Origin of the sequence: Adhaeribacter arboris (genome assembly GCF_003023845.1) — a bacterium.
Lineage (GTDB): Bacteria > Bacteroidota > Bacteroidia > Cytophagales > Hymenobacteraceae > Adhaeribacter > Adhaeribacter arboris.
In genome coordinates this window covers 6,742,668-6,755,060 of sequence record NZ_PYFT01000001.1, presented here as the reverse complement: position 1 = coordinate 6,755,060, position 12,393 = coordinate 6,742,668, and the positions used below count along the sequence as shown (strand labels likewise).

General features: G+C 43.5%; 11 protein-coding genes. 5 read left to right on the top strand and 6 right to left on the bottom strand.

The features are described 5' to 3' along the window. Positions 1–72 precede the first annotated feature (72 nt). The 5 genes from AHMF7605_RS30005 to AHMF7605_RS27365 all read right to left on the bottom strand — a co-directional run bounded on the left by AHMF7605_RS30005 (position 73) and on the right by AHMF7605_RS27365 (position 3,435). Positions 73–228, bottom strand: a complete 156-nt coding sequence (locus AHMF7605_RS30005) for a hypothetical protein (RefSeq protein ID WP_158267634.1) — start codon at positions 226–228, stop codon at positions 73–75. Between the two features lie 9 nt (positions 229–237). Beyond that, positions 238–543 (bottom strand): hypothetical protein, encoded by a 306-nt coding sequence (locus AHMF7605_RS27380; protein WP_106933113.1) that lies wholly within the window; start codon positions 541–543, stop codon positions 238–240. Between the two features lie 259 nt (positions 544–802). Further along, positions 803–2,734: a PAS domain-containing sensor histidine kinase gene (locus AHMF7605_RS27375; protein ID WP_106933112.1), complete on the bottom strand. Its 1,932-nt coding sequence runs from the start codon at positions 2,732–2,734 to the stop codon at positions 803–805. Then, positions 2,725–2,925 carry a PAS domain-containing protein gene (locus AHMF7605_RS27370; RefSeq protein WP_158267633.1) on the bottom strand — a complete coding sequence of 67 codons (201 nt, stop codon included), beginning with the start codon at positions 2,923–2,925 and terminating at the stop codon, positions 2,725–2,727. Before AHMF7605_RS27370 ends, AHMF7605_RS27375 begins: the two co-directional genes overlap by 10 nt. A 213-nt stretch (positions 2,926–3,138) precedes the next feature. After that, a complete protein-coding gene (locus AHMF7605_RS27365; protein WP_146153687.1) occupies positions 3,139–3,435 on the bottom strand; it encodes a hypothetical protein in 297 nt (98 codons plus the stop codon). Between the two features lie 145 nt (positions 3,436–3,580). On the opposite strand from AHMF7605_RS27365, the gene AHMF7605_RS27360 reads away from it, so the two are divergent. The 4 genes from AHMF7605_RS27360 (at position 3,581) to AHMF7605_RS27345 (ending at position 7,723) form a co-directional block, all read left to right on the top strand. Then, positions 3,581–4,645 (top strand): DUF3500 domain-containing protein, encoded by a 1,065-nt coding sequence (locus AHMF7605_RS27360; RefSeq protein ID WP_233219274.1) that lies wholly within the window; start codon positions 3,581–3,583, stop codon positions 4,643–4,645. A gap of 332 nt (positions 4,646–4,977) precedes the next feature. Next, positions 4,978–6,096: an AI-2E family transporter gene (locus AHMF7605_RS27355; protein WP_106933109.1), complete on the top strand. Its 1,119-nt coding sequence runs from the start codon at positions 4,978–4,980 to the stop codon at positions 6,094–6,096. A gap of 228 nt (positions 6,097–6,324) precedes the next feature. Continuing rightward, on the top strand, positions 6,325–7,245 hold the full coding sequence (locus AHMF7605_RS27350) for a DnaJ C-terminal domain-containing protein (RefSeq protein WP_106933108.1): 921 nt from the start codon (positions 6,325–6,327) through the stop codon (positions 7,243–7,245). Between the two features lie 127 nt (positions 7,246–7,372). Next, positions 7,373–7,723, top strand: coding sequence for a chaperone modulator CbpM (locus AHMF7605_RS27345; protein WP_106933107.1), 351 nt, complete (start codon positions 7,373–7,375; stop codon positions 7,721–7,723). Positions 7,724–7,952: 229 nt separating this feature from the next. Here the strand turns inward: AHMF7605_RS27345 and AHMF7605_RS27340 are convergent, their stop codons facing one another. Beyond that, complete coding sequence (locus AHMF7605_RS27340) at positions 7,953–9,197, bottom strand: NAD(P)-dependent oxidoreductase (protein WP_106933106.1); 1,245 nt, start codon at positions 9,195–9,197, stop codon at positions 7,953–7,955. 209 nt (positions 9,198–9,406) lie between these two features. Between AHMF7605_RS27340 and gcvP the strand changes: the two genes are divergently transcribed. Continuing rightward, a complete protein-coding gene (gene gcvP, locus AHMF7605_RS27335; protein ID WP_106933105.1) occupies positions 9,407–12,331 on the top strand; it encodes an aminomethyl-transferring glycine dehydrogenase in 2,925 nt (974 codons plus the stop codon). Positions 12,332–12,393: the final 62 nt, after the last annotated feature.

Genomic DNA, 12,393 nt, shown 5'->3' with positions numbered 1-12,393 from the left:
GAAGGAAAGCGCCCGGTGCAACCGTTTAAAACGGGCAAACGTTTTGGGCGTTATACCCAGCTGCTCCGTGAATTACCGTTCTAAGTTTCGCAAAGACATGTTGGTATGATACGCCAGATCGGTCATGCGCTCCAAACCGTAGAAAAGATTTAAGCGCCGGCAGGCTTCCGTTATTTGGGCCGCCTGTAGTTGGTGACCAGAAATTCTTTTCAGGAAAAAAGCGTTCATTATTTTAATCTACGCCGCATAATCAGGAGCCATTAGCAATTGTTCGGCATAAAGAGTTGCCTCCGTTGCTCCAGTCAGCCAGGAGAAATCTGGTATCTGGCCGGTTAGTTCCGCCATGTCGCGCCGGAGAAGGACCGAAAAACCTGCCGGCTTAAAAAACGCCATAAACCCTTTAATGATCTGGTTTTCACCGGAATATAAATTAATGCGGGAGGTAACCAACCCCACGTATAATGGCGTAATATCTGACAAGCAGGACGCCCTACCGCGACCGGTATTGTCCTGCCTGGTAGGTTCCAGAAAAACCGGCTCCACAAAAAAACGAGGTTCAGAATGTTCATAGGTTTACTTTTAGAATAGGAAGGTACGATATATTCCTGAAATAAACTTTAGCAAGCTGGTAATTAAGTAATTAAAGATGTTAAATATTCCGTCTGCACCGAGCGATAAAATCTTTTTTCTCCTCCTCGGTCAGTCAAGTCTTAGAAGACCTGTTAGGTAAATTGACTGTCGTGCTTTCTTAAGAAAACGGGTTGCGGCAGATATTCTTCAAACAATGTTCCATCTAGGACTATCAGCCTTCACTTGGAACCGGAATTTGAATAATCACCAGAGTACCTTTACTGCCAGGAGACGTGAGGAGTGCATACGTGCCATTCAACAGTTTTACCCGATCCCGAATGGACCGAAGTCCCATTCCTCCCGATTTACCGGTAGGGTGGTTTATACCTCGGCCATTATCCCGTACCTTTAACGTAATTTCTCCGTCTTCCTGAGATAATAACAAATCTACTTCCGTGGCTTGCGCGTGCTTCACCACGTTCGCCAGTAACTCCTGACTGATGCGGTAAAGAGCTACCTCTACATAAGATTCTAAAGAACCTTCTAGATCAACCTCACAGTTTACCTGTATCGCACTTGGTTGATATTTTTGACATAAGTCTTGAATGGCCCGGGTAAGGCCAAAATCCTGCAAGACCATGGGCACCAGTTCGTGCGACACGCGCCGGGTTTCCTGGATAGCTTCGCTTAAGAGTTGAGTGGTGGGAGCCATCACTTCCCGGGGTACTTGGTGGGCTACCTGGTCCAGATTCAGTTTGGTGGCGTACAATAACTGCCCTACTCCGTTGTGCAAGCTTTCCGATATACGCCGACGTTCTTCTTCCTGCGCTTCCAGAATAGCCAACAGCAATGCTTTTTGTTGCTCTAAGCGCATCTTTAAGTTTTCCTGTTCCAGTCGTTTTAACTCCGAAACATCCAAATCAACGCACAATATTTTATAAGGCTGGTTTAAATCATCGCGCAAGACCGCACCTTTGATTTTTAAGGTAATTACCTTGTCTCTCACCTGGATCCGCAGGGTTTCTTCTATTGGCTGCGGATTATTTCGAATGGTTTGCACCAGTTTTTCAGCTAGCGGTCGGTCTTCGTCTATAACATACTCCAAGTACGTTTCCGGACTTTTGGCACTGCCTATGGGTAAGCCAAACAAATGATACATGCCTTCCGACCAATGAAAGTCACCGGTGGTATAATCGTATTCCCAACTGCCTAACCCTGCTACTTCTTCGGCTTGTTTAAGAATAGTAAAACTTTTTACCAGCTTGGTTTCGGCTAATTTACGTTCGGTAATATCCAGGTTGCTGGCGATCAGACCATCTTCCATTTTCACAAACGTAGCCGCATACCACTTGTTAAACCCTTCGTACGGGTAGTAATATTCTACCTGACCCGGCTCCCCCGTTTCCATTACCTGGAGCATGAGATCGAATAAACCGGCTTCTTTTATACCCGGATATTCTAGCGAGTATAACCGGCCGATCAGGTCGTTTCGACCCGTTTCTCGGGCCAGTTCTTTATTAACCAGCATAATCTTAAAATCTAGTATGGCCCCGCTTTCATCCCGTACTGCCTGGAGAATAGAAAGGCTCAGCAATGTCGTGTCAAAGACAGATTGCAGGAAATCCTTGCTTTGTTTTATTTCCAGTTCCGCTTTTTTGCGCTCACTTATGTCTTCAAAGGTAACAAACAGACCATCTTCCATTTTAACGGCTTGCCAGCGAAACCAATGATTGTTGGGAGGATAATATTCTTCAAAATCGACGGGTTGCCGGTTTTCTACTGCCTGGACATAAGCTTCGAAAAGCCCGGTTTCTTTTACATGCGGATAGGTTTCTAACATACGTCGTCCTACTACCTGGGGGCCGGCAAAAGACTGCGCCAAAGGGTTCAGCCATTGGTATTCAAAGTCGCTGATTTGTCCGGTAGCATCCCGCAAACTTTTAACGATAGCCATACCCATCAGCGAAGAGCTAGTAACGGCTTGCAGTTTCTGTTCGGCTTGCTGTAAGGGAGTAATATTGCGGGTAATCACCAGCACTCTTTCCACGGCCCCGTCTGGTTGCAATTCGGGTACAAACTGAGACTGATAAAATTCTGTTCCGGTTGGAGTTACTAGGGAGTGCTGATACTCCAGCGGTTGCCCGTCGCGAAATACTAATTGCATTTTTTTATCCACGGGGGAGCCAGGAGTTCGGGATGGCCCATTTCCCGGATGGTTTTACCTACTAATTGGGACAAAGGAACCCCCGCTTGAGTGACAAAAGCAGGGTTAGCAAAAAGTAATTTCAGGTTTTTATCCCACCAAGTAATTGCCTCGGATGTGCTTTCCACTGCTAGGTAGTACATATGGGCCATGTGGTTTATCATATAAGGGATATTTCCGGAACGCAATCAACAATCAGAACTTTACAACACGAAAGCAAATAATAAAGAAAACTATTTGAAATAACAAGTATCTATTTCTCTGTTACGCGAATTAATATGATTTGAATTTACGGCGCCGTTAACGGATTATGACATAATTTATCAGCCTGGCCGGCCTAATTTGCTTTCACTTATGCTTTCACTTCACCCCAGCATGGCTCCTGGCTGAATACGTCCGAGAGGGAGTTCTCCCCTTGGAGCCGTTAATACCGCCATTGGCGCATTGTTACCATTGAGCAGATACAAACGAAAGAAGGCGGTTGAATAAAGAAATGAAAAAAAGCGAACCCGCAACCGGCGTTTTACCATTGCTGCTCTCTTTACAATTTCCAGAATATCCTTGCCAACTAACCACAGTACATGTTTATAAATAAAATTACGACAGACAGCGAAGCCATTCGATAAAATAAATACCGAATAAAAATACATAAATACAGACACGAAACTATTTTGACCGGCCGGGATATTCTTGCAACTACTTCCGTTTTAATTACCTATATTTAAACCTGTTTACTTCCAAGGCTTCTGTTTTGGAGCTGATCTTAATTGTTTTAAGGATTTATTAGTAAATAAAAACCTTCCTTTTATGATTAGAACTTATCTTATTGTTTGTTTGCTGTGTACCGCCTCTTTTTTAAGTTACGGTCAAACCACTGCTGGCACCAAAAAAACTACCCTTTCGGCCCCCAAAAATAAAGCCATGCTGCGCGTGGTTACTACTTTTTTAAGTTCTTTAACCGAAGAACAACGTAAAAAAGCAACTTTCCCGTTCGGCGATGAAGAACGGTTTAACTGGCATTTTGTGCCGCGCGACCGCAAGGGGGTACCGCTAAAAGAAATGACGCCCGCGCAACAGAAAATGGCAATGGCTATTCTGCAAACTGCTCTCAGCAACCAAGGTTACCAGAAAGCAAAATCAATTATGGAAATGGAAGTAATTCTAAAAGCCATAGAGAAACACCCACCCGAAAACACTTACCGGGATCCGGGAAAATACTATTTTTCGGTTTTTGGCCAGCCTTCGGAGCAAGAACCTTGGGGTTGTCGCATAGAAGGGCACCATTTATCACTTAACTTTTCGTCGGCTACCGGCAGTTTAGTAGCGGAAACACCGGCTTTTATGGGTTCTAACCCGGCTATTGTTCCCGATGGTCCCGAGAAAGGCAAACAAATTTTAAAAGAAGAAGCTACCCTGGGTTTTAATCTGGTACAATCGTTTAATCCGGAGCAAATGAAAAAAGCCTTGATAAACGAAGTGGCGCCTAACGAAATAGTAACCAGCAATAGTCGGAAAGCCCTGCTGGAGAAACCCGAAGGAATTTTGTTTTCGGAAATGACGTTGAAGCAACAACAGCTTTTAAAAGATTTGCTGAATGTTTACTTAAATAAGTACAACTCCGAACTAGCTACCGACTTACGGGCTAAAGTGGAAAAAGCGGGATTATCAAAAACGTATTTCGCCTGGGCGGGCAGCCAGACCCCAGAAGTTGGGAAAGCCCATTATTACCGGATTCATAACCCGGTATTACTAATCGAATATGATAATTCTCAAAATAATGCCAATCACGTACATACGGTTGTTCGCGACTTAACCAATGATTTTGGCGAAGATGCGCTGCAAGCGCATTACCAGAAGCATCCCCACGAATAAAGTTTTATAATTTCATTTACAGAAAGCCCGGTTAAATAAGCTATTTAACCGGGCTTTCCTTTTTATCCTATTTTCCTATTTCTAACCATGCTATCCAATAACAGCATTTTATTTTTCGATTAAAATATAAAACCTCCATTTACCTTCCAAAATCCAATCCTGATTATCCCTACGTTTAAACTTTCTCATACAGAACTTAAATTTCCGCTTACCGAATTACTTAGTAAAAGAAAGTTTTTCAGTCATAAAGCATACTAATCTCGGTATCCGACGTATGTCAGAACGGTCCGGAGTAACAGCAGCCGGTAAATGACCTCCTTATATTTCAAATCATGGATCAAACTGAACCCTTTTATAAGAAAAGTACCCTTATTTTACTCGGGATAATTCTTTTCGTGTACGTACTGTACATGCTCTCCGACATTTTAGTGCCCATAGCATTTTCGCTGCTTTTAGCTATTTTGCTTAATCCTTTGTATACCCGCATTATTAAATGGCGCGTTCCGAAAGTGCTGGCCATTATTTTAACTCTATTCATCGCGATTATTGTACTAGCCGGTTTATTGTATTTTTTATCTTCCCAGATTATTCAGTTCGGGGATATGGCGCCTTTGCTGACCCAAAAGTTCAACCAGATTTCTACTAATTTACAAACCTGGGTAGAAAGCACGTTTGGCATCACCCTGCAAAAACAATTACAGCTTTTACGAGAAACTGCCAACAGTGGCAAAGCCCTGGCGGGTCGTACGGTTTCGGGAGTTTTAGGTATATTCGGCATCCTATTCTTAATTCCGGTTTATATATTCTTGCTGCTGTTTTACAAGCCTTTAATTTTAAATTTTATTTTCGAAGCTTTTTCCAGAGAAAACTCGGGTCCTATCGCCGATATTTTGCAGGAAACCAAGTCGGCTATTCAAAGCTATATTGTAGGTTTATTAATTGAAGCTTCCATCGTGGCGACTCTAAACTCCATTGCGCTTACAATTTTGGGCGTTAAATACGGTATTTTGCTGGGAGTTATCGGAGCTATCCTGAATTTAATCCCGTACATTGGCGGTATTATAGCTATTATTTTACCGGTTTTAATGGCCACTTTAACGAAAGAAGGTTACACTACTCAGCTCCTCATTATCGGCGCTTATGGTCTTATTCAGTTTATTGATAACAATATTTTAGTGCCCCGGATAGTGTCTTCCAAAGTAAAAATTAACGCTTTGGCTTCTATTCTGGCGGTTTTATTAGGCGGAGCCTTGTGGGGATTTGCCGGTATGTTTTTATCTATTCCGTTTGTAGCCGTACTAAAAATTATTTTCGACCGCATCGATTCATTGCAGCCTTGGGGTAAATTACTCGGCGACCAAATTCCGGATTATTATGGCAAAATGCAGGAAAAAACGCAGCAAAGACAGGTAAAAACGCCGCAAAATGTAGAGGAGCAAAAATCTTACTAATTCTCGTTCCAGAAATTTGTTACCGTACTTACTTCTTCTAACTTCTGGTAAATTGGTGTTTTTGAAGTAATAAGTAATTCAAAACAGCGTAAAGAGCAGACATTTCCTGTTTAAAAATAACTCATTAATTTTAATGTAGTAATTAGTAGTACTCACTAAATTTACTTTGGGCTACTAATTACGTATGTATTCTCCAGAAAGTGGTACTAGAAAAAACGCTGCACAACCGTGGACTACAAAGATTATTACAAGATTTTAGAGGTAGATAAAAAAGCCTCGAAGGAACAAATAAAAAAACAATACAAAAAACTCGCGCGCAAATACCACCCGGACGTTAATCCGGGCAACAAAGAAGCAGAAGAAAAATTTAAAGCTATCAACGAAGCCCACGAAGTTCTCTCCGACGATGAAAAACGGCAAAAATACGACACTTTAGGGGCAGATTGGCAGCGCTACCAGCAAACGGGAGGTAGAACGGGCGGTTTCGACTGGTCGCAGTATGCTCAGCAAGGCGGTAATGCGGGCGGTGGTTTTTATTCTTTCCAGGAGGAAGGCGAAGGAGGCGATTTTTCTGATTTTTTCAGTTCTATTTTCGGTGAAAGGAGAAGCGGCAACCGCCGAAGCAGCATGCGTGCCAAAGGTCAGGATTTCTCGGCCGAGTTAACGGTATTTATGGAGGAAGCTTACCACGGGGTGAAAAAAACGTTTACTATAAACGATAAAAATCTGCGCATTAACGTTAAACCCGGCGTAGAAGATGGCCAGGTAATTCGTTTAAAAGGCAATGGCGGACCGGGACGTAACGGCAGTGAGCCCGGCGATTTATACATTACCTTACGAGTACCACCCGATCCGCGATTTACGCGCCAGGGAAATGACATTCATCTGGAAGTACAGGTACCCGTTTACCGCGCAGCTTTAGGCGGAGATATCTTAGTGGATACTTTAGGCGGTCAGCTAAAGCTTAAAATAAAACCCGAAACTAAAAATGGCACCTTGCTGCGGCTTAAAGGAAAAGGTTTTCCGGTATACAATCAACCGGGGCAATTTGGCGACTTATTCGTGAAAGTTGTGCTGCAATTACCGGAAGGGCTCAGTGAAAAAGAAAAAGAATTATTTAAACAACTCGCTCAACTCCGGAACGACTAACAATCTAATTTTAGAAATAGACATTACGTTTTACCTTAAAAGGGGGAATTACTTCTCCTTAATCTAAATTTTAAAACAGAACAAACAAAGACTTCGTTAGTACTTGCTAATTGGTAAATAATAATTTATGATGAACTACATCGCCATCGAAGAATTTTGTCAGCATTACGGCGTAGAGGTACGTCTTATTCAGGAATTTGCCAACTTCGGTTTAGTGCGCTTACATACGAACCAAGACCGCCAGGTAATTCCTGCTTCGGAGGTAAAGCAGTTAGAACGGATGCTCCGCTTAGCGCTGGATTTAGATCTTAACCCGGAAGGCATTGATGTCATTTTAAATATGCGGCAGGAAATGCAGCGACTGCGCCGGAAAACGCAACGACTGCAAAACCGCCTCCGCCGCCTGGAACAAGAACGCCACTGGAATTTATTGGAAGGCCCGCAAAGCCGTGGATTTATTGTGGATGTAGGAGAATAAGGATACGCATTTTACTTCACTTATAATTTTAAAAACTTAAACCAAAAAGCCAGCTTGAATATGTTTTAGCTGGCTTTTTGGTTTGAGTATTAGTTTATCAAAAAAAGAGATTTCTACTACTCGACCAGCAGGTTTTTACTACTCTTGAATAAACTATTCAACTTTTTGTTAATTCTTTTAATTAAGTAGCAAATGAACAAATAGCAAGATTGCATAAGCTAATCTGATTCTATATCAAACTACTTTTACTCTCTTCCAAAAATCCTGCGGCGTATTCTTGTAAATACGCGTACCGGTGCGTGAGTCTGCCATTTTTCGTAATAGTAGCGCGGGCCAGAATTCCTTCCGGGTCATTGTTTAAGAGGTGCGGAAATACTTCATCAATCAGTTGGCGGCCAAAATCCCGGGAAGCACTCCGGGGCAATTCGCAAGGCAGATTGTCCACCGCCATAACTGTAATATTCGTTGGTTGGCTAAAAGGCGGTTCCAGTTCTTGCGTAAACGAGTTATAATCGTAAACGGGCTCCGGAATACTACTGGCTCGTTTGGTACAAGGTATGGAACCATCTACATCGCAGGTAACATCGGCAATGGTATTGATTTTAAAATCTGGTCGCTGCATATCTTCTATGGTAAATAACTTTGGGGCCGCCGGATTCCAGTAAGCACCCGCCATTAGCACATCCGTAACCGGTATAAATTTATCGAAGGTAGATTCGTATTCGTGGGGGTTCCGGTAAAAATCTACGTTGTCCCAAACCCGGCCATCGCGGCGCCGGTTATAATCGGAAGAATGCAGTTGCGCGTATACCGGTTCGGTAAAGGTTAGATACAAATAATCATAAACACTAACTTTCCGGATGCCCATTTTGTCGAGAACTTCCATAATCCCGTGCGCTACTCTGCCTCCCCCCGTTACCGCAATTTTAATGGGAGGTAAGGCTTTAACTTTGAAATATTCTTCCTCCATATCTTCAATATCCAAACATTGGTGGGCCGGGTGCAGGTCGAATAACTTCCATTTTTTGCCGTACGTCATTATCCCATTGTAAGCGCCCACTATTCCGGCGTAGCGCCCAAAAGCTACGGTCCGTTCCCCTTTCGTATTGGTGAGGGTTTCGTAATCAATTAGCGTAATATTCTTTTGCAGTATTGCCCGCAGCAGCGGTTGGTTATGAGGTTGCTTTTTAATGGTATGCGAGAAAAAAAAGTAGGTTTTATCGGGTAACAAATCCTTAATAGGCACTTCTTTTACTCCCATCAACACATCGCATTCCGATAAATCTTCCTGTACCCGAATATGTAAATCACGGTATTCCTGGTCGGAGTAGCTCCGGATAGCGCTAGGCTGCACAATTATTTCCAACTCCGGATAAACGGTAACAGCTTCCTGACATTTTAGCGGGGTTAAAGGTACGCGTTTATCAGGGGGGACTTTCCCTTCACGAAGTATTCCTACAATTAGTTTTTTCATTTAGGCGAAACCGGTTAGGTATCTAAAATAGTAATTTATTTTCGATAACAAATCTATCACTATTTGGTCTGCTCGTAAGGCGAAATAAGATAATGGACTATAGCTTAGTTGGCAGAATAAGAATACCTTTGCGGCACAATCTAAACCGAACTTTTTAAGCCAGCTTCATCGTTTAAATAGAAGCATCTGATTACTCCTAAAAAGCAACTATGTTGATAAAAACCAAGCCCGCCGATATTTTTAAGGAACGCCATAATGGTCCGGTAAAGCAATCCATGCAGGATATGTTAAAAACCATTGGGGTAGATTCGCTGGATCAATTGATGGAAGAAACCGTTCCGGCGGCTATTCGCCTGAAGAAACCTTTAGCTATACCAGCCGCTTTAACCGAACGCGATTTTTTAAAAAAATTCAGCGCTATTGCTAAGAAAAATAAAGTATTTAAATCCTACATTGGTTTAGGCTACCACGATACGGTTACGCCACCCGTAATTCAGCGCAACATTCTAGAGAATCCGGGCTGGTACACCGCATATACCCCTTACCAAGCCGAAATAGCCCAAGGCCGTTTAGAAGCTCTTATTAATTACCAGACCATGGTAATGGACCTAACTGCCATGGAAATCGCTAATGCCTCGTTACTGGATGAAGCTACCGCTGCCGCCGAAGCCATGAACATGTTTTATGGTCTGCGGAAAAATACCCGGAAAAATGCAACCCGATTCTTTGTGTCGGAGCAGGTATTACCGCAAACGATTGATGTATTAAAAACCCGGGCTACTCCACTGGGTTGGGAGCTGGTAATTGGCGATCATCGCACCGCCGATTTAACGGATACTACTTTATTTGGCGCTTTGGTACAATACCCGGCTACCGATGGTGAGTTATTTAATTATACTGATTTTATTACCACGGCCCACCAGCAAGACATTTTAGTTGCCGTCGCCGCCGATTTACTTAGCTTAACCCTGCTCACTCCTCCCGGGGAAATGGGAGCCGATGCAGTAGTGGGCAACAGCCAGCGTTTTGGGGTACCCATGGGTTATGGCGGTCCGCACGCCGGTTTTCTGGCTACCCGCGATGCCTATAAACGTTCGTTACCAGGGCGGATTATTGGCCAATCCGTAGATATGCACGGCAATAAAGCCTACCGAATGGCTTTGCAAACCCGTGAGCAGCACATTCGGCGGGAAAAAGCAACTTCTAACATTTGTACTGCGCAAGTTCTGTTAGCCGTTATGGCTGGCATGTACGCCGTTTACCACGGGCCGCGCCGCCTGAAATATATTGCCTTGAATATTCATTTGCTTACCCAGTTATTAGAACAGGGAATTACAGAATTAGGCCTGGAACAAGTAAACGAAAATTATTTCGATACCTTAAAAATTAAAGTAGAAAGCGCGGAGCTTAAAAATGCTATTCGGCGCGAAGCCGAAGCTTCTGCAATCAACTTCCGGTACTTTGCGGATAATTTCATTGGCATTTCTCTGCACGAAAATACGGACTTATATGATGTAAAAGCAATTTTAGCAGTATTTACCAAAGTGATGAATCAGCAAACTTCGGTAAATGAGTTAACGGAATTGCCGCACGAAACAGATATTACCTGGCCGGAGAATCTTTTACGTACCAGCGAGTACCTGCAGCACGAAGCATTTAACCAGCACCACTCGGAACTCGAAATATTGCGGTACATGAAATACCTCGAAAATAAAGATATTTCGTTGGTTCATGGTATGATTCCGTTGGGTTCGTGTACCATGAAATTAAATTCTACGGCGGAAATGTTACCCGTTACCTGGCCGGAAATTGGCAGTTTGCACCCGTTTGTGCCGGCAGATCAGACCGAAGGTTATAAACAAATATTTACGGATCTTGAAAATTGGCTTTGTGAAATAACCGGGTTTGCCGGCATTTCCTTACAACCTAATTCCGGTGCGCAAGGAGAGTATGCAGGTTTAATGGTTATTCGTGCTTACCACGAAGCGAATGGTCATCAACATAGGAATATTGCGTTAATACCCTCTTCGGCGCACGGTACTAACCCGGCTTCGGCGGTAATGGCCGGAATGAAAGTTATTATTGTAAAATGCGATGATCGCGGCAATATCGATGTGGAAGATTTACGGGCGAAAGCCATTCAGCATCAAAATGATCTTTCCTGCCTCATGGTAACCTACCCTTCTACTCACGGGGTTTACGAGGAAAGTATTATCCAGATTTGCCAGATTATTCATGAAAATGGCGGCCGGGTGTACATGGATGGGGCCAACATGAACGCGCAGGTAGGCCTGACTAGTCCGGCTACCATTGGGGCGGATGTATGCCATTTAAATCTGCATAAAACTTTTTGTATTCCGCACGGCGGCGGTGGGCCGGGGGTAGGTCCAATTGGCGTGGTAGCCGATTTAGTACCTTATTTACCGGGTCATGCTTTAGTAAAAACTGGTGGAGAGCAAGCTATTTCCGCGGTATCGGCGGCACCTTGGGGATCGGCTAGTATATTACCCATTTCCTACGCTTACATTGCCATGATGGGCGGAGAAGGGTTAACCGAAGCTACTAAAATGGCTATTTTAAACGCTAATTATATTAAAGCCAGGCTAAAGGATTATTATCCGGTTTTATACACGGGTGTTAACGGGCGTTGCGCGCACGAAATGATTCTGGATTGCCGGGCTTTTAAAAAGGTGAGCATTGAAGTAGAAGATATTGCCAAACGTTTAATGGATTATTGTTTCCATGCGCCGACGGTGTCGTTTCCGGTGGCTGGTACTTTAATGATAGAACCCACCGAAAGCGAATCGAAAGAAGAAATTGATCGTTTCTGTGAGGCCATGATTTCTATTCGCGCCGAAATTCAGGAAGTAGAAGAAGGTACCGCCGACCAGAAAAACAATGTCCTTAAAAATGCTCCCCATACCATGGCAGTAGGATTATCCGATAACTGGACTTTACCATATAGCCGGGAAAAAGCAGTGTTCCCGTATCCATTCGCCCGCACGCATAAAATTTGGCCAACCGTTAGCCGCATCGACTCGGCCTACGGAGATCGGAACTTAATTTGTTCCTGTACTCCGCTGGAGGCCTATTCCCAACCTGAGCTTGCGCAAACAGCAACGGGCATAGACTAAACATAATATCCAAAACAAAAATCCCGCGCTTGATTCGCGGGATTTTTGTTTTATTCAAGTTC